General features: G+C 71.3%; 17 protein-coding genes. 8 read left to right on the top strand and 9 right to left on the bottom strand.

Going from position 1 to position 17,644, the window contains the following annotated elements; translation table 11 throughout:
• Positions 1 to 61: 61 nt before the first annotated feature.
• A complete protein-coding gene (locus tag VFO26_RS01085; protein WP_325113016.1) occupies positions 62 to 1,240 on the bottom strand; it encodes an MFS transporter in 1,179 nt (392 codons plus the stop codon).
• A gap of 20 nt (positions 1,241 to 1,260) precedes the next feature.
• On the opposite strand from VFO26_RS01085, the gene VFO26_RS01080 reads away from it, so the two are divergent.
• Positions 1,261 to 1,626 carry a hypothetical protein gene (locus VFO26_RS01080; RefSeq protein ID WP_325113015.1) on the top strand — a complete coding sequence of 122 codons (366 nt, stop codon included), beginning with the start codon at positions 1,261 to 1,263 and terminating at the stop codon, positions 1,624 to 1,626.
• A gap of 9 nt (positions 1,627 to 1,635) precedes the next feature.
• Here VFO26_RS01080 and VFO26_RS01075 read toward each other — a convergent pair whose 3' ends face one another.
• The 3 genes from VFO26_RS01075 to VFO26_RS01065 are packed head-to-tail and all read right to left on the bottom strand — an operon-like array spanning position 1,636 to position 4,176.
• On the bottom strand, positions 1,636 to 2,163 hold the full coding sequence (locus VFO26_RS01075) for an isoprenylcysteine carboxylmethyltransferase family protein (protein ID WP_325113014.1): 528 nt from the start codon (positions 2,161 to 2,163) through the stop codon (positions 1,636 to 1,638).
• Entirely contained in the window at positions 2,160 to 3,449 is a 1,290-nt protein-coding gene (locus VFO26_RS01070; protein ID WP_325113013.1) for a M20/M25/M40 family metallo-hydrolase, read from the bottom strand. Before VFO26_RS01070 ends, VFO26_RS01075 begins: the two co-directional genes overlap by 4 nt.
• Positions 3,450 to 3,462: 13 nt before the next feature.
• The gene (locus tag VFO26_RS01065) at positions 3,463 to 4,176 is read right to left on the bottom strand and encodes a tryptophan 2,3-dioxygenase family protein (RefSeq protein ID WP_325113012.1); all 714 of its coding nucleotides are present in this window, start codon (positions 4,174 to 4,176) and stop codon (positions 3,463 to 3,465) included.
• A gap of 21 nt (positions 4,177 to 4,197) precedes the next feature.
• Between VFO26_RS01065 and VFO26_RS01060 the strand changes: the two genes are divergently transcribed.
• The 3 genes from VFO26_RS01060 to VFO26_RS01050 all read left to right on the top strand — a co-directional run bounded on the left by VFO26_RS01060 (position 4,198) and on the right by VFO26_RS01050 (position 6,968).
• Complete coding sequence (locus VFO26_RS01060; RefSeq protein WP_325113011.1) at positions 4,198 to 5,478, top strand: replication-associated recombination protein A; 1,281 nt, start codon at positions 4,198 to 4,200, stop codon at positions 5,476 to 5,478.
• Complete coding sequence (locus VFO26_RS01055; protein WP_325113010.1) at positions 5,459 to 5,929, top strand: redoxin domain-containing protein; 471 nt, start codon at positions 5,459 to 5,461, stop codon at positions 5,927 to 5,929. The genes VFO26_RS01060 and VFO26_RS01055 overlap by 20 nt, the downstream gene beginning before the upstream one ends.
• A 259-nt stretch (positions 5,930 to 6,188) precedes the next feature.
• Positions 6,189 to 6,968, top strand: coding sequence for an alpha/beta fold hydrolase (locus VFO26_RS01050; protein WP_325113009.1), 780 nt, complete (start codon positions 6,189 to 6,191; stop codon positions 6,966 to 6,968).
• A gap of 177 nt (positions 6,969 to 7,145) precedes the next feature.
• On the opposite strand, the gene VFO26_RS01045 is transcribed toward VFO26_RS01050, so the two are convergent.
• From VFO26_RS01045 to VFO26_RS01025, 5 genes are all read right to left on the bottom strand, one after another.
• Entirely contained in the window at positions 7,146 to 8,498 is a 1,353-nt protein-coding gene (locus VFO26_RS01045; RefSeq protein WP_325113008.1) for an aminotransferase class III-fold pyridoxal phosphate-dependent enzyme, read from the bottom strand.
• 132 nt (positions 8,499 to 8,630) lie between these two features.
• Complete coding sequence (locus VFO26_RS01040; RefSeq protein WP_325113007.1) at positions 8,631 to 9,875, bottom strand: glycosyltransferase family 4 protein; 1,245 nt, start codon at positions 9,873 to 9,875, stop codon at positions 8,631 to 8,633.
• Between the two features lie 186 nt (positions 9,876 to 10,061).
• Complete coding sequence (locus tag VFO26_RS01035; protein ID WP_325113006.1) at positions 10,062 to 11,480, bottom strand: ABC transporter substrate-binding protein; 1,419 nt, start codon at positions 11,478 to 11,480, stop codon at positions 10,062 to 10,064.
• 30 nt (positions 11,481 to 11,510) lie between these two features.
• Positions 11,511 to 12,374: a carbohydrate ABC transporter permease gene (locus tag VFO26_RS01030; RefSeq protein WP_325113005.1), complete on the bottom strand. Its 864-nt coding sequence runs from the start codon at positions 12,372 to 12,374 to the stop codon at positions 11,511 to 11,513.
• Positions 12,374 to 13,348: a sugar ABC transporter permease gene (locus VFO26_RS01025; RefSeq protein WP_325113004.1), complete on the bottom strand. Its 975-nt coding sequence runs from the start codon at positions 13,346 to 13,348 to the stop codon at positions 12,374 to 12,376. The genes VFO26_RS01030 and VFO26_RS01025 overlap by 1 nt, the downstream gene beginning before the upstream one ends.
• Before the next feature lie 45 nt (positions 13,349 to 13,393).
• Here VFO26_RS01025 and VFO26_RS01020 point away from each other — a divergent pair, with 45 nt between their 5' ends.
• The 4 genes from VFO26_RS01020 (at position 13,394) to VFO26_RS01005 (ending at position 17,590) form a co-directional block, all read left to right on the top strand.
• The gene (locus tag VFO26_RS01020; protein WP_325113003.1) at positions 13,394 to 14,626 is read left to right on the top strand and encodes a sn-glycerol-3-phosphate ABC transporter ATP-binding protein UgpC; all 1,233 of its coding nucleotides are present in this window, start codon (positions 13,394 to 13,396) and stop codon (positions 14,624 to 14,626) included.
• Positions 14,627 to 14,944: 318 nt separating this feature from the next.
• Entirely contained in the window at positions 14,945 to 15,883 is a 939-nt protein-coding gene (locus VFO26_RS01015; protein WP_325113002.1) for a zinc-binding alcohol dehydrogenase family protein, read from the top strand.
• A 34-nt stretch (positions 15,884 to 15,917) separates the two neighbouring features.
• Entirely contained in the window at positions 15,918 to 17,159 is a 1,242-nt protein-coding gene (locus tag VFO26_RS01010; RefSeq protein ID WP_325113001.1) for a Zn-dependent hydrolase, read from the top strand.
• Positions 17,156 to 17,590, top strand: a complete 435-nt coding sequence (locus tag VFO26_RS01005; RefSeq protein WP_325113000.1) for an SRPBCC family protein — start codon at positions 17,156 to 17,158, stop codon at positions 17,588 to 17,590. Before VFO26_RS01010 ends, VFO26_RS01005 begins: the two co-directional genes overlap by 4 nt.
• Positions 17,591 to 17,644 lie beyond the last annotated feature (54 nt).

Genomic DNA, 17,644 nt, shown 5'->3' with positions numbered 1-17,644 from the left:
CGGTGACCATACTGTATGCAGGCCAGGCGATGAAAGGGGGTCGCGGCCGTGCTCCACGACCTCACAGCGCAGGCTCGAGCGGTCGCCGGAGGCCCGCGGCGAGCAGCGCTCCCGCCGCCGCGAGCGCCGTCGTGCTCAGCCACAGGGCGTCCCAGCCGGCGACGTCGACGACCGCGCCGAGCACGGGGGTGACCACGCCCGAGAGCAGGAAGACGACCGTCGCAGCGACCGCGACGGAGCGGGCGGCCAGCTCCGGCGCGGCACGCTCGCCTGCGCTGACGTACACGAGCGCGTTCCATCCGAGCGCCCCGATCCCGAACAGCACCGCCGCCGCCAGCACCAGGAGGGCGCTCCCGTGCAGGGCCACCGCGAAGAGCAGCGAGCCGACGGCGGAGACGACCCCGATCTCCACCAGGGTCCGCACCCGGCGCGAGCCGCCCCCGCGGTCGGCGATCTGGCCCCAGGCGATGCGCGCCCCCATCGCGACGATGTTGATCGCGAAGTACGCGCTCGCCGCAACCAGCTCCGAGAACCCCGCTTCCCGCACCGCGGGCACGACGTACGCGAGGAGCGCCTGCAGCACGACGATGTAGCACGCCGCGACCGCGAGCAGCCTCTGCATCCCGGGAGCGCGCCAGATGCTGCGGAAGGGCGAGGGAATCCGCGCCGCGGGGGTCGACGGGCCGACGACGAGCGCGAACGCGGCCCCCGTCGCGCCGACGGCGACGGCGGTCGTGAGCATCGTGAGCCGGGTGCCGCCCAGCGCGTACAGCCCCGGGAACGTCAGGGCCGCGATCGTGCCTCCTAGCGGCACCGCGGTCTGACGCACGCCGAGCGCCCAGCCGCGCCGCCCGGCCGGGTAGACGCGGAACAGCTCCCCGGCCCCGGCGACGGGGACGACCGCGGAGCCGAGCCCGAAGACGAGCAGCGACCCGAAGAGCGGTCCCTTGGTGGTCGAGAGCGCCGCGACCACGAGCGCGACCGTCCCGAGCGCGGTTCCGGCAACCAGCGTACGGCGGGCCCCGAGTCGCTCGACGGCGACCCCCGCCACGAGCAGCGCGAGCCCGGAGCCGAGCAGCCCTGCGCCGAGCACGGCGCCCAGCTCGAACAGGCTGAGCCCGAACTCGTCCTGGAGCTCGGGCCCGATCGCGGGAAGGCCGAAGTTGACGAACGCGACAGACGCCTGTGCGGCCGAGGCTCCGACCAGGACAGCGCCGGCCGAGCGGGAAGCCTGCGGCACGACGGGATTATCCTTCGCGCGTGGATCGCGACGCGATCGTGCGGAGCCGGCGCAGGGAGGATGCGCTCGAGGCCCTCGAGTTCGAGCGCCAGCGAGAGCGGGCCCTCGCGGGTCAGATCGACGCGATCGTCGTCGAGGAAGACGGTCCGCGCGTCGACGAGCAGGTGTTCGCGCGCATGGAGCCGGACGACGTCGCTCTCGTCCGCGAGCTTCTCGGCAACGGCGGCTGGGTGACCGACGAGGACGGCGACGACTGGCCCGACGAGGACGGTGACGAGGCGGAGGAGGCAGACGCCGACGAGGTCGCGCGCCTGGAGGCGGAGATCGCGGAGTGCCGCCGGCGCCAGCAGGCGCTCGAGCGCTTCATCGAGGCGCTCGGCGCCTGATCGCCTCCCTCAGGGACCTCCGTCCCACGGCCTTACGCGCGGCCACCACCCGGGAACCGCTTGACGGTACGCCTCGTACTGCTCCCCGAACCGCCGGGCGAGCGTCGGCTCCTCGTACCAGTGGACGAATGCCCCGACCGCCGCGGCGAAGGCACCGAGGTACCCGAGGAGCACGACCCGGCCGAGCAGGAGGGCCTGCCCCAGGATGATCGCCCCCACCGCGAGGTACATCGGGTTCCGCACGAAGCGGTAGAGGCCCCCGACGACGAGACGTTCGGTCGGAGCGACCGGCGCAGGCGTCCCGAGCCCCTCTCCGACGAACCGCGCGAATGCGTGCACGAGCGCGGTGCTGCCGAAGACGACGAGCGCGCCCCCGAGTGCCTGCAACGGCCACGGCAGCCGCCGGCCCGTCTCCCAGCCCGTGAGCAGCCACGGGACGAGCCCGGCGACCGCGCCGGGGACGACCACCAGGAAGACGAGGCTGGCGGCCGCGGCCCGCCGCCGTCGGCCTCGGTCCGCGGCTGGTCCCGAGCTCACGTCAGAGGCGTCGTCGCGACGTGCCGGAGCAGGTCGACCCCCAGCTCGAGGTCGTCGACCGCGATCCGCTCGTCGGCGGAGTGGACGAGGCGCGCCGCAAGCTGCGTGTCCATCGTCCTGAGCGGGAAGAAGCCGTAGACGGTCGCGCCGAGCGAGCTGCGGACGTAGTGGCTGTCGGTGAACCCCGCCGTGACGATCGGGGCCAGCCGCGCCCCCGGCTCGATCCCCTCCACCCAGGTCTCCAGCGCCCGCCAGAGAGGCGTGTGGAGCGGCGAGCGCGTGCCGCCGACCTGCTCCGCGACGATCCACTCGAGCTCCCAGTCGTCGGGGATGCCCGCGCGGAGCAGCGCCTCCATCTCGGCGGGCGGCTGCCCGGGGAGCAGGCGGCAGTCCACCTCGATCACGCACGAGCCGGGGATCACGTTCCGCTTGCGGGACGCCTCGATCATCGTCGGCGAGAGGGTGGCGGAGAGCAGCGGCGCGAGGAGCTGGGCCGCAAGCGGGTGCACGTCCGCGGCGCGAGCGAGCGCCTCCTCCAGCGGGGGGACCTCTCCGAGGACGGTCTCCAGGAACACCTTCACCTCGGGAATCAGCGACCGGGGCAGCTCGAGCCGGCCGAGTGCTTCGAGCACCGGGGCCGCCTTCAGCAATGCGTTGTCCGCGGAGTACGGATCGGAGGCGTGCCCGCTGCGCCCGCGGAGGTGCAGCTTGAACGGGGCCGTCGCCTTCTCGCCGACGGCGCAGAGGTAGTAGACGCGGCCCCCGAGGACACAGCGCTCGCCGCCTCCCTCGTTGAGCGCGAAGTCCGCGCGGAGTGCCTCGGGGTGCTCCGAGGCGAGCCACGACGCGCCGAAGTCGAGGCCGACCTCCTCGTCGGCGGTGAGCGCAAGCAGGACGTCGCCCGGCAGCCGGGCGCCCTCGCGGGCGAGGGACGCGACGGCGACCGCGGCCGCGGCCACGTGGCCCTTCATGTCCAGCGCGCCCCGGCCCCAGACCTCGCCGTCGACCAGATCTCCCGACCACGGGTCGCGGGCCCACTCCGAAGCGTCGGCGAGGACCGTGTCCGTGTGGGCGAGCAGGAGCAGCGTAGGCCCGCCGCCGCCCTCGAGCCGGGCGACGAGGTTCGCGCGCTCGGGGGACCTGGCGACGAGCCGGCTCTCGAGGCCGTTCCTCGTCAGGTACTCACGGAGCAGCTCGGCGGCGCGTGCCTCGTTCCCCGGTGGGTTGACGGTGTCGAGCCGGAGCAGCTCCTGCAGGAGCGTCGTGACCTCGTCGCGGAGGGTCACGCCTCGATCGAGCTCAGGTCTCGGCCTTCGACCGCGCCGTCAGCTCGTTGCGGACCTCCCAGAGCTCCGGGAAGACCACCGTCTGCACGAGGCGGCCGAGCACCTCGACGGGCGTGCCCTGCGTGCCGACGACCGCGTCGCCGATCACGCGCGCGACGACGCGGTAGTGGCGCACGCGCCACGCCTGGCACCACTCGTCGAGCTCGGTCAGCGACTCGGCGAGCCGGTACAGCGCGTCGTGGTCGCGGCGCTGGACATAGAGCTCCACCAGCGAGAGCCCCGCTTCCCGCCGGCGGGCGTGGAAGGCCTGCCCGACGCGCGGGAGGGCGGCGCGGAGCGCCCGCCAGCCGGGAGAGTCGAAGCCGCTGCCGTGACCCAGCACCTTGCGGATCTCCTGGTACTCCCACGGCGAGAGCTCCTCCAGCATGTCGAGCTGATCGGTGACGTAGCGCATGCAGCGCAGGGGGCGGCGCAGGTGACGGACAGCCTCCTCGACGTCACCCTCCTCGGCCAGCCGCGCCGCCTCCTCGACGTCGCTCGCGGCGAGCTTCAGCCAGAGCTCGGACGACTGGTGGACGACCTGGAAGAGGAGCTCGTCGCGGTGGACCCACTCGTCGGGGCCCTTCTGCAGCGCGAGCAGCTCCTCGGTGTTGAGGTACCGCTCGTAGTCCGACGGGGCGTCGCCGGGGAGGATCGGTGTCTCGTAGTCCCCGCTCGTCGCGGACATCGTGGTGAGCATACTGACCCGGTGGGCGACCTCTTCAGCGACGCGGTGTCCCTGCGAGCCGACGAGGTCGCACCGCTTCCGCACCGTGTTCGCCCCCGGCGGCTGGAGGAGCTCGTCGGGCAGCAGGGCGTGCTCGGGCCCGGTACTGCGCTGCGACGCGCGATCGAGGAGGGCCGGGCGCCGTCGATGATCCTCCACGGGCCGCCGGGCGTCGGGAAGACGACGATCGCGCGGATCGTCGCCGAGGCATCCGAGGCGGTGTTCGAGGAGCTGTCCGCGGTCTCGGCCCGGGTCGACGACGTCCGCGGAGTGATCGCGCGCGCGCGCGATCGGCTCGGTGGGAACGGGATCCGGACGATCCTCTTCATCGACGAGATCCACCGCTTCGACAAGCGACAGCAGGACTCTGTCCTGCACGCCGTCGAGGACGGGCTCGTGACGCTGATCGGGGCGACCACCGAGAACCCGTACTTCGAGGTCAACCAGGCCCTGCTCTCACGCTGCACCGTGATCGAGCTCGAGCCGCTCACCGTGGAGGAGCTCGGCAGGGTGGTCCGGCGCGGCGCGGCCGAGCTGGGGGCCGAGGTGCCGAACGGGATCGCGGAGGAGATCGCGCGTCGCGCGGGAGGTGACGCCCGGACTGCCCTGCAGACGCTCGAGCTGGCGTGGGAGACGGCGACCGCCGCCGGCGAGCCGCTCGCCGTCGACCACGTGGAGGACGCCGCCCGCAAGCGGCCGCTCCGCTACGACCGTGCCGGCGACCGCCACTACGACCTCGCGTCGGCCTTCATCAAGTCGATGCGGGGAAGCGACCCGGACGCAGCCGTCTACTACCTCGCGGCGATGCTCGAAGGCGGCGAGGACCCGCGGTTCCTGGCCCGCCGCATCGTGATCGCCGCCAGCGAGGACGTGGGCAACGCCGATCCGCGCGCGCTGCTCGTCGCGGTCGCAGCCGCCAACGCAGTCGAGCACGTCGGGCTCCCCGAGGCGCAGCTCAACCTGGCCCAGGCCGCGATCTACGTCGCCCGGGCGCCGAAGTCGAACGCCTCCGCCCAGGCGATCTGGGGGGCCCTCGCCGACGTGCGCCGCGAGGGCATCGCCGAGCCTCCCGCGATGCTGCGCGGGTCGGGATACCGTGCCGCAGCCGCCCGCGGCCACGGGGTCGGGTACGTCTCCCCACACGAGGACCCGTCCCGGGCGGGCGTCGACCATCTCCCCGAGAGCGTGCGCGGACGAACGTACTATGTTCCGTCCGGGAACGGCGAGGAGGCGGAGGAGACGCGTGGCGATCGGGACCGGTGACAAGGCGCCGGAGTTCGACCTCGAGGAGGATCACGGGCAACCGAGGGTGCGCCTTGCCGACTACCTGGGCCGGTCGAACGTGCTCCTCGTCTTCCACCCCTTTGCCTACACGGCAGTCTGCACCGAGGAGGCGCTCGACCTGCAGGAGAACCTGGCCTCGTTCCGCAACGCGAACACCGAGATCGTGTTCGTCTCGTGCGACGCCTCCGCGGCTCGCCAGGCCTGGAAGCGCGAGCTCGGCGCGGAGTACACGTTCGCGTCGGACTTCTGGTCGCACGGAGCGGCGGCCAAGCAGTACGGTGTCTTCAACGAGGACAACGGCGCTCCGATCCGCGGGACGTTCCTGATCGACAAGGACGGGATCGTCATCTGGTCGCTCGTGAAGGACACGAGCACGCAGCGGACCGAGATGGTGCCGGAGTCCCTCGACACGCTTCGAACGAAGGCGTGAGGCCGCGGGCGGGGCGCGCCTGCGGGCCGACGTCGCCCTGCGCGGGTCGGCTGCACGTTCGAGAGGCGGAGCGGTGGACGCGGCGACGCCCGGATCGGCGGCGGGCTCCGGACCCGCATCGGCCGCTCTCGCGGGCGCAGGACCGGCACGAAGTCGGCGCACAGGCGCCACACGTCCGTCGATACCGTGACCTCAGGGGGCCGCGTGCCCCCCTGTGGGGGCGCGGACCGCTCTCCCCGAGAGGCGAGCGAGAGCCCGCGTGAGGAGCCTCCACGTCCACGCGTGGGGCGACGAGAGCGCGCCGGCCGTCGTCTGCCTCCACGGCGTCACCGCGTGGGGCGGGCACTTCGAGGGCCTCGCGCAGACCCTCTCGCCTCGTTACCGCGTGCTCGCGCCCGACCTCCTCGGCCACGGGGCCTCCCCCGGCGAGCCTCCGTGGCGGCTCGAAGACCACCTCGCCGCCGTGGAGAGCGCGGTCGGAGGGTCGCCGAGGGCCTGGCTCGGGCACTCCTTCGGCGCGCGCGTGGCGTTCGAACACGCGGCGCGGGCGCCTCGGGAGGTCGACGCGCTCGTCCTGCTCGACCCGGCGATCCTCGTTCCGCCGCACGTGGCGCTGTGGGCCGCCGAGAACGCGCGACGCGAGCGCGTCTACGCGAGCTTCGAGAGCGCGGTCGACCTGCGCTACGAGGAGAGCCAGCTGCACGACGCCCCGCGCGAGCTGGTCGAGGCGGAGCTTCGCGGCCACCTCGTGGAGGACGGCGACGGGTGGAGGTACCGCTACCGGCAGTCGTGTGTCGTCGCCGCGTACGGAGAGCTCGCCACGCGCCCGCCCGACTTCGCCGATGCCCGAGTGCCGACGCTCCTCGTGCTGGGTGCCGAGTCGTACCTTCCCTACGACCACTTGCTCGAGGCCCATCGCGAGGCGCTCGGCGACCTGCTCGAGATCGTGACGGTCCCCGGCGGGCACACCGTGCTCTGGGACGCGCTGCCCGAGACGGCGCGCGCCGTCGGCGAGTTTCTCTCACGCATCGCCGGCTGACCCCGCAGGCCAAACGCCAGAGGCTTTGATGTGAGGGCGCTCCGTGGAGGGGTCTCGGGTCGAGCCGGGTCGGCTCCGCGTCCATCGGGAGACCGGACGCCCTCGCAAGGGCGCGGACCAGCACGGCGCGGTGCCTGAGACGGCATCCACGACCGCGCACGAATTCGAATCAGGCCTCTAGCTCACGTACTCGTCGGTGATCGCGAGCGCCTCGTCGAGGATCGCGATCCCGGCGTCGACCTCCTCGCGGGTGATGGTCAGCGGCGGCACGACCATGATCACGTTCCAGTGGGTCATCAGGTAGAGGCCCTGCTCGAGCGCCGCCTTTGCGAGACGCGCGACCGGAGCCGCCGCCTCGCCCGAGGCGTTGTACGGCACGAGCATCTCCCGGGTCTCCCGGTTCTTGACCAGCTCGACGCCCCAGAAGCAGCCGAGCCCGCGCACGTCCCCGATCGACGGGTGTCGCTCGGCCAGGCCGTGCAGCGACTCGCCGAGGTGGCCGCCGACCGCGGCCGCGTTCTCGACCACGCGCTCCTCCTGGAACGCCTCGATCGACGCGATCGCGGACGCGCACGCGAGCGGGTGGCCCGCGTACGTGAGGCCGCCGGGGAAGAAGCGCGAGCGCACCTGGTCGACGATCTCGCCGCGCGCGATCATCGCCCCGATCGGGACGTAGCCCGAGTTGATGCCCTTCGCGACGGTGAGGATGTCCGGGACGACATCCCAGTGCTCGCACGCGAACCAACGACCGGTGCGCCCGAAGCCGGCCATCACCTCGTCGAGGATCAGGAGGATCCCGTGCCGGTTGCACACCTCGCGGATCGCCTGCAGGTACCCGTCGGGCGGCGGAATGATCCCGTTCGTCCCGGTGACCGTCTCGAGGATCACCGCAGCCACGGTGTGCGCCCCCTCGTACTCGAGGATCTCCTCGAGATGAGGCGCGCCCGTGCAGACGGGACACGGGTCCGGATGGCCGGCCGGGCAGCGGTAGGTGTACGGGTCGAACATCCGCACGACGCCGGGCATGCCCGGCTCGACCGCCCAGCGGCGCGGGTCGCCGGTGAGCGTGACGGCACCGTTCGTCGCGCCGTGGTACGAGCGGTAGCGAGCGATGATCTTGCTCCGCCCCGTCACCATGCGCGCGAGCTTCACGGCGTTCTCGTTCGCCTCGGCGCCGCCGTTCGTGAAGAAGGAGACCGACAGGTCGCCCGGAGTGACCTCGGCCAGCATCCGCCCCAGCCGGGAGCGCGACTCGTTCGCCATCGGCGGGCCGATCGTGCAGAGCTGGTCGGCCTGGTCCTTGATCGCCTGGATGATCTTGGGGTGCTGGTGCCCGATCGAGACGTTCACGAGCTGAGACGCGAAGTCGAGATACCGCTTTCCGTCGTAGTCCCAGAAATGCCGCCCCTCGGCTCCGGCGACCGCGATCGGATCGATCTGGTCCTGCACCGACCAGGAGTAGAGGACGTACTCCTTCGCGTCCGCGACGATCTGGGCACCGAGGTCGGGGTTCGCCTCGACGATGGCCATCTCCACGCTCCTTCGCTTCGCTCCGCCCGATGGTATCGCCGTTCGTCGAGCCTCACCCGGGTGGCTCGTGGGGCGGGCGCGATTGACGGCAGGATCGACGTTGGTGATCGTCGAGTCGGAGGGGAGGCGCCTTCAGCCCGCGACGGCGAGGATCCGCTGCGCGACGCTCCCCCAGCTCCACCGCTCCACCGCAGCACGGCGCGCCGCCGCGCGGATCGCCTCGCGGTCGTCCGGCCCGAGCGCGAGGAGCGCCCCCAGGCGCTCGCGCAGCGCCTCGGCGTCGTTGCTCGGGAATCGGACGAGGTCGCGGAGGCCGGCCGGATAGTCCTCCTCCAGGCCCGCGCCGACCTCGGCCAGCCCGGAGTGGTCGGCGACGAGCGGCGGGCACCCCGCGGCGGCCGATTCCGCGGCGACCATGCCGAACGCCTCGGGAAAGATCGACGGCACCACGCACGCGTCGGCCAGGGCGAGCAGGTGGACGAGGTGCCGGTGCTCGAGTGGCCCGGTGAAGAGCACGTCGAGGCCGCGAGCCTGCTCCTCGAGCTCCGAGCGGTAGTCGCCGAAGCCGACGACCACTGCGCGGGCGTCGATCCCCCGGAGCGCCTCGAGCAGCACCTGCACGCCCTTGTTCCGGATCAGCTTCCCGTAGTAGACGACGGTCGGCCGCTCGCCCCGGAGAAAGGCGAGCAGCCGCTCGTCGTTGCCGTCGTCGGGATGCCGCTCGTCGGCGTTGCCGGGGTTCGGCAGGTCCCTACGCGCCTCCGCCAGGAGTGCCTCGAGCGCCGGCTCACGCGCCTCCGGTTGCCACAGCTCCACGTCGACCCCGGGCGGGATGGTCTCGACGCGCTCGACGGTCCCGCAGATCTCGGCCAGCACCTCGCGAATGTGCTCCGAGCCGACGATGGTCGCCGTCGCGCCATCGAGCGCCCGCCCTCCCCACGTGGACAGCTCGCGGTTGCCACGCATCGAGTACTCGAGCTCGGAGCCGTGTGCCTTCACGATGTACGGTGAGCCGCTCGCCGCTCCCACCGGTCCGCCGAGGAGGACGTGGTTGACGAAGACCAGGTCGGCAGGCCCGCACTCGCGAAGTGCCGACGCGTTCGCCTCGACCCAGGCGTCCAGCTCCGCGCGCGTGCAGTCCTGCAGCCGCCTGACCTCGTACCCGGCGTAGTCGTCGAGGACGAACACGGGGAGAAAGCCGTGGACGTCGGGCCGCATCGTGGCGGCGCCGCCGAGGTCGACGCGCGCCGGGTCGGGGTCCTGGGAGAACACCGTCACGTCGTGCCCGTCCCGGCTCCACTCGCGGGACAGCTGCCGCGCGTAGATGTTCGACCCCGTGCCGGCGAGGAGGTACCCGTGCCAGACGAAGATGCGCATCAGGGACGGGCGTCGGGAGTCGAGCGCGGAGGAGACGGCATCACTCGACCCTAGTAGTCGCCCAGGTCGACCGACCTCACCTCTGCCCGTCCTCGGGCGGGCCGACCCCACCACGGCGCCCGGGGCTCCCTCCTCGAGCCGAGGGCCCCGGCGTCGGGGCCCTCGGGAGACGTGGACCGGCGGGATCTACACGAGCTTCTGATTGCTCCACTTGCGATAGATCGCCTGCGCCTTGCGTGCGAAGTTCGAGACGCCCTCGGCCGGGGTCGACTTTCCCTGGGCGACCTCGGCGAACATCTGCGGGATCAGGAACGTGTTGAAGATCTCGTCCATGACCGGGGTCGTGTTTCCGGGGTGGCCCGGGTTGGTCGTGTACTTCTCGGCGATGGTCGTCAGCACCGTGTACTTGCCCTTGGGCTTGTGCGGGTCCTGCGCGGTGAGCGAGCGGATGGTCTTGAAGCCGCCCTTGATCGCATTCGTCCAGGGCGGGAAGTTGTAGTACTTGCTGCGAATGAAATGCTCGCGGTAGGCGAGCTGCTGGTCGATGACGTACTTCTGCGCCGCCTCCTTGTTCTTCGCGAACTTCCAGATCAGGTAGACGCCCATCACGTGCTCGTTGCCCATGCGCATCACGGGGCCACGCGGGATCGACGCGAGCCACGTGTCGTCCGAGAGCGCCTGGTTCCCGGAGTCCTCCGCCGTGCGGGCGATCGAGATCGCGTTGAGCGCCACCGACAGCCGGCCGGCGACGAAGGCCTGGTTGTTCGATGCCGCCGTCCACGCGAACACCTCGTCGGACATGCCGTTCCGGTAGATGTCGCGCATCACCTGGAGGGCCTGGATAGCGCCCCTGCGGTTCGAGCCCTGCCCGATCACGATCCGGTTCTGCTCGTTCTGGATGAAGCCGCCGTAGCAGTACAGGAGCGAGGTGAGCAGCATGTTCGAGTCGATCTCGTTCGACATGCCGAGGCCGACCGGGTGTCCCTGCTGCTTGAGCTTCGGCGCTCCCCTGCGGAGGTCGTCCCAGGTGTTGAGGCTCACCCCCGCCTCCTGCAGGTAGCTGCGCCGGTACTGCACGGGGTCGGGCGCGTACGACTCGGGGAAGCCGAAGAACTGCTTCGTCTTCGGGTTGTAGGTGCTCTTCCTCGCGACCTTGGTCATCCGCCCGACCTTCCTCGACACCTCCTGTACGAGGTCGGTGACGGGAATCGCCTGCCGCTGGAAGGTCGACGGGGGCGAGATGAACCAGAAGAGGTCGTGTCCACTCTGGGCGGCCACCTGCGCCGCCCCCGTGCTGTAGAGCAAGGCGTTGTTGATGTGGTCGACCTTGACCTCGACGTCGTTCGCCTCGCCCCACTGCTTGACGTAGGTCCCGTCGAGCCAGGTGTCGTAGGCGGGGACGAAGTGCGCCCACGTCATGATCCTGAGCTCGCCCGAGAGCTGCCTGTGGGCGTACTTCAGCGGGCCGGTGAACGTCCCGAGGGCCTTGTCCGTGAGGCCGCCGAACATGCCGATCGCAAAGGTCGCGGCGGTGCCTCGCCTGAGCAGGTCGCCTCGGGTCAGTGCAGGTCCGGCACCTGCCACCTCGTCGGCTACGTCTGCCACGTCTGTTCCTCCTTTCGGGCCTTCGATTGTCTAGCGGAATGCCCCTCCTGTAAAGCCCTTGATGAACCGGTCGAGGAACGCGTTGTAGAGGAGGGCGATCGGGATCGCGGGGATCAGCGTCGCCGCCATGAGCGATTGCCAGAAGTAGACGTCGCCGCGGATCAGGTCGTTCGGGATCCCGGCGGACACGGTTCGCTGCTCCGAGCTCGAGATGAAGGTGAACGCATAGATGAACTCGTTCACGCACAGAGAGAACGCGAAGATCACAACGGTGAGGATCCCCGGCAGGGAGACCGGGAGGATGATCAGGTAGAGCGCCTTCAGCCGGGAGGCGCCGTCCATCAGCGCCGCCTCCTCGAGCTCCTGGGGGATGGTCTTGAAGAAGCCCATCAGGAGCCACGTCGCGAACGGGACGGTGAACGAGGGGTAGACCAGGATCAGCGCCCAGAGCGAGTCCTTGAGGTCGAGCTGCGTGACGAGCCGCGAGAGCGGCAGGAAGAGGAGCGTCGGCGGGATGAGGTAGACGAGGAAGATCCCGACCCCGGCGCCCTGACCCCACCCGCCGGCGAGCCGGGCCAGCGCGTAGCCGGCGGGCATCGCGAGCACGAGCGTGATCGCCACCACGGCGGCGCCGACGAGGAGCGTGTTGACGAGCCAGGTCGGGTAGTTCGTCTCCTCGAAGAGGAACCGGACGTGCTCGAACGTCGCGTAGTTCCAGAAGTCCCAGTGGAAGTTCCCCGCGAGGTCGTTGTAGAGGTAGGGGGAGTGCTCGACGTTCGAGAGGTCGAGGTTCGTCTTGAACATCGTCACGAGCGCGAACAGGAAGGGGAAGCCGAGGAGGATCGCGAACGGCACGACGACGAGGTACGTGACGATCTTCTGGCGGGTGCCCATCAGCTCACCTGCGCCCGCTTGGCGAAGAACAGCATCCCCACGCTGACGAGCACGAGCAGCGGGAAGAGGAACAGCGAGATCGCGGCGCCCTCGCCGAGCGAGCCGCCGTCGATCCCGATGAAGTACGCCCACGTCGGCAGCACCTGCGTCGAGTTGAACGGGCCTCCGCGGGTGAGGATGTAGACGACGGCGAAGTCGACCGCGGTGAACACGATCCCGAACAGGACCGCGACCAGCGCGATCGGGAGCTGTAGCGGGATGTCGACGTACCAGAGCTTCTTGAACCCGGTCGCCCCGTCGATCTTGGACGCGTCCTCGACCTCGTTCGGGATCGACGCGCGACCCGCGATGAAGATCACGACGGCGAACGGGAGGATCCGCCAGGCGTGTACGAGCGTGATGGCGATCAGCGCGAGATTGGGGCGTCCCAGCCACTGGAGCGGCACCTGCGCGTCCTCCTCGAGGTGCACGACGTCCAGCAGCCAGACGAGGGCGTCGTCGAGATGCAGCCTCGCCAGCGTCCAGTTGACGACGCTGTACAGCGAGTCGAGGAGCCAGAGCCAGGTGATCGTCGAGAGCACGACCGGGGCCGCCCACGGGAGCACGACGAAGAAGCGGACGATCCACTTGCCGCGGAAGTCCCGCACGAGGTACGCCGAGAGGATCGCCGCGCCGACGAGGACGACCGCCTGGGAGGCGAGCGTGAAGACGAGCGTGTTGCGGAGGGCCCGCCGGAAGTTCTCGTCCTGCCACGCGTTCGTGAAGTTGTCGAAGCCGACCCAGTCTCCGGTGAGCGAGCCGCCGATGGCGTTCGTGAAGCTGAGATAGATCGCCCAGGCGAAGGGGACGCCCACGACGAGCGCCATGAAGATCACGGCCGGGGCGATGAGCAGGGGCGCGAGGACGCGGCGGCTCTCGAGAGCGTGCCGCCAGCGGCCACCAGCAGGCTTCAACGGCGCGGCTCCGGCCTCCATGGGAACCGGGCCGATGCTAGTAGATTGCGACCTCGGGAGTCACCTGTGGCCGAGATCACCCTCGAGAGCCTGACGAAGGTCTACCCCGACGGCACGCAGGCCGTCAGCGACCTGCACCTCGACGTGGCCGGCGGCGAGTTCGTCGTGTTCGTCGGCCCCTCCGGCTGCGGGAAGACCACCGCGCTGCGGATGATCGCCGGTCTCGAGACGATCACCTCCGGGCACGTGATGATCGACGGGCAGGTCGTCAACGATCTTCCGCCCAAGGACCGGGACATCGCAATGGTCTTCCAGAACTACGCGCTCTACCCGCACATGAACGCGGCGAAGAACATGGGCTTCGCGCTGAAGATGAAGGGGCTCCCGCAGAACGAGATCGACATTCGCGTCCGTGAGGCGGCGCGCATCCTCGGCCTCTCCGACGCGCTGCACAAGAAGCCCCGCACACTCTCGGGCGGGCAGCGCCAGCGCGTGGCGATGGGCCGCGCGATCGTCCGCAACCCGCAGGCTTTCCTGATGGACGAGCCGCTCTCGAACCTCGACGCGAAGCTGCGGGTCGAGATGCGCGCCGAGATCGCGCGCATCCAGCGCGACCTCGGCGTGACGACGATCTACGTGACCCACGACCAGACCGAGGCGATGACCATGGGCGACCGCGTCGCGGTCATGCGAAACGGGTTGCTCCAGCAGGTCGCCGCCCCGAAGGAGCTCTACGACCGGCCGCGCAACCTGTTCGTCGCGGAGTTCATCGGATCTCCGGCGATGAACCTCGTGATGGCGCGGGTCGAGCGGCTCGACGGCGACACCTGGGTCTCGTTCGGCCCGCATCGCCTGCGACTCGACCCCGCGACGCTCGAGCGGCACGACGGCCTGCCGGCGTACGACGGCCGCGAGGTCGTCCTCGGAATTCGGCCCGAGGACATGGAAGACGCCTCGGTCGCGCGGGAGGCGCCTGCGGACCGTGTCATCTCCGTGGTCTGCGACATCCGCGAGGACATGGGGTCGGAGGTGTACGTGCACTTCAACGTGCAGGCGGACGCCGTGCTGATGAGGGAGGTGGTCGAGGCGCTCGTGGTGGAGGACGCCGAGGACGAGGAGACACGGCTGGCCGCCGAGCGCGCGCGGGGCGGAGGAGTCGTCTTCGTCGCGCGCCTCGACCGGGCGACGGAGGCGCTCGAGCGCCAGCCGGTCGACGTCGCGGTCGACGTCACGCGGCTCCATTTCTTCGACCCCGAGACCGGCGTCGGGATCCACGGGTCGCCGGCGGGCGCGACGTAGGACAGCGGCCGGGCGCCTGGGCCGGTCGCTTCCAGGGCCGGGTGGCGAAGTGCCCGCGGAGCGACCTCCGAGAGCCCGGCCCGAGAAGCCGGAGGGCTGCGCGGGCCGCTGGGCTCGGTGACGATCCGAGGCACGTATCCCGAGACTCGTCGGTGCCATGTGTCGAAATCGGCACGGACCTGGCACGGACACGTCACGCCTTTGCGATTAGCGTCCGTGTCCCCGGGGTGGGTGGGGGCTAGGGATGGGACCCCGCCGCAAACCGCGCCCGGCACCGGCGCGCACGCCGTCCACCCGCGACCGGTTAGGCTCCCTCCGGTGAGGGCGGCCCTGATACGTGAGCTCGGAGCTGCGCCCGAGACCGCCGTCATCGACGAGCCGGGCGGTGACGGGATCGACGTGCTCGCCGCGCCGGTCAACCCCATCGACCTGGCCGTCTCGCGAGGGATCCTCGCCGCAGGCCACCCCGAGCTGCCGTACGTCCCGGGGTGTGAGGCGGTCGGCCGGACCGCCGACGGGAAGGTCGTATGGATCTTTGGCGGAGGGCTCGGCCTGGCTCGCAACGGTGCGATGGGCGAGCGGGCGTCGATCGGCTCGTCCTTCGCGATCGAGGTGCCCGACGGCGCCGACCCGGCGCTGGCCGCCGCGCTCGGAATCGCCGGGCTCGCAGGCTGGCTGCCCTTCGCCTGGCGCGCGCCGCTCCACGGCGGCGAGAACGTCCTCGTGCTCGGGGCCACCGGCTCGGTCGGGCTCGTCGCGGTGCAGTCCGCAAGGCTTCTGGGCGCCGCGCGCGTCGTCGCTGCCGGGCGCAGCCCCGAGGGCCTGGAGCGCGCCGCGTCGCTCGGGGCGGACGCGACCATCCGGCTCGACGAGGCCGGTGACCTCGTCGCCGCCATCAAGGAGGCGTTCGGAGGCGACGGGCCGAGCTACGTGTTCGATCCGCTCTGGGGTGCCCCTGCCGCCGCTGCCGTCGAGGCGGCCGTGCCGCGGGCAACGATCGTCAACCTCGGCCAGTCCGCGGGCGCGACCTCGGAGCTCGCGTCGGCCGCCGTGCGCTTCAAGAGCCTCTCGCTCCTGGGCCACACGAACTTCGCCGTCCCCGCCGACGAGCTGGCCGACCACTACCAGCGGCTCGTCGGCCACGCGATCGCGGGCGACATCCGGCTGGACGTCGAGCAGGTGCCGCTCGCGGAGGTCGCGTCGGCCTGGCAGCGCCAGGCCGAGGGCGCGGGCACCAAGCTCGTCGTCGTCCCCTAGCAAGCCCGGCCGATGCGACGATAGGCTCGCGACCGTGCCGCTCGATCCGTCCCGCGTCGTCTCTCGGCTGGAAGAGCTCCGCTCCCTGACCGGAGACGTGAACGGCGAGCAGCGCGTCGCCTGGACGGAGACGTGGGCGAAGGGACGCGCCTGGCTCGCGGAGTCGCTGGCCGACCTCCCCCTCGACGTCGAGCGGGACGAGGCGGGCAACGACTGGTACACGCTGCACGGCGACTCCGACCGGGCGGTGCTGATCGGCGGTCACATGGACTCCGTGCCGAACGGGGGCTGGCTCGACGGCTGCCTCAACGTGCTCGCGGGCGCCGAGGTGCTGCGTCGCGTCGCCGAGGAGGGGACGCCGCCCGTGACCGTCCGGCTCGTGGACTGGGCCGACGAGGAGGGCGCTCGCTTCGGACGCTCGCTCTTCGGCTCGTCGGCGGCCGGCGGCTCGATGGCCGATCAGGACGAGCTCCGCAAGCTCGTCGACGGCGGCGGCGTCCCGCTGCCCGAGGCGATCGCCGCGTTCGGCATCGACCTCGGCCGGGCCGTCGACGCACGTTCCCAGCTCGAGAGCGCCGCCGCGTACCTCGAGCTGCACATCGAGCAGGGGCCCGTCCTCGAGTCGCTCGACCTCCCGCTCGGAGCCGTGCTGGGCACGTTCGGGGTCGAGCGATGGCGGATCACCTGGAAGGGCCAGGCGGCGCACGCGGGGTCGACGCCGATGGAGCAGCGCCGGGACGCGCTCGCCGGCGCCGCGAAGCTCGCGCTCGCGATTCGAGACATCGCCCGCGACACCGGGGACGGCGCCGTCTGTACCTCGGGTGGAGTCGTGTGCAAGCCGGGGATCGTCACGTCCGTTGTCGAGACCGCAGAGCAGCTGCTCGACCAGCGCCATCTCGACCCGGGGAAGCTCGCCTCCATGCTCGCCCGCGCGCAGGAGCTCTCGCGCGGGTTCGCGGCAGAAGAGCGAATCGACGTGGACTGGGAGCGGCTCTGGTCGATCGAGCCCATCCTCTTCGACGACACCCTGATCGGGCTCGCGGACGAGGCGATCCGCGAGGTCGCCGGCTCGTCCCACCGCCTGCCCTCCGGGCCCCTGCACGACGCGGCGGAGGTGGCACGCGCGGGTGTCCCCACGGTGATGCTCTTCGTGCAGAGCCTGCGCGGCCTCTCCCACACGAAGCTCGAGGACACGAGGCCCGAGCACCTCGAGCTCTCCGTCGCGGCGCTCGACCGGCTCGCCACGAAGACGATCGACTGGATAGCGACCGGATGAGGTACGAGCTGGCGGTCGAGATCGCGCGGCCGCCGGCGGAGGTCTACGCATTCCTCGCGGACCCGTCGAATCTGCCGCGCTGGCAGGACGACGTCCACGAGATTCGCGACGCGACGGGCGACGCGCTCCCCGCCGGGGCGACGTTCACCGAGGTGCGCACGTTCATGGGCAAGCGGGTGGAATCCACGCTCGAGGTCACCGCCTCCGAGCCGGAGCGGGAGTTCTCGCTGCGCTCGCTCTCCGGCCCGGTTCGCGTCGTCGTCCGGCACGTGCTCGAGCCGACCGACACCGGGACGCTCGTGAAGCTCGAGGGCGAAGCGGATCCCGGGAAGCTGTTCGGCCTGGCGGGGCCACTCGTGCGGAAGGCCGCAGAGCGCCGGGCGCGCGCCGACTTCGAGCGTCTGAAGGCGGCGCTCGAGGCCCGGGCCTGACCGAGACGCCGGTACGACGCGACGGATCCTCTGGCACGGGCGCCGACGACGGCC

The sequence above is a fragment of the Gaiella sp. genome, assembly GCF_035710885.1.
GTDB lineage: Bacteria > Actinomycetota > Thermoleophilia > Gaiellales > Gaiellaceae > Gaiella.
The sequence above is the reverse complement of the archived record's forward strand: the minus strand, read 5'-3'. Positions and strand labels throughout refer to the sequence as shown.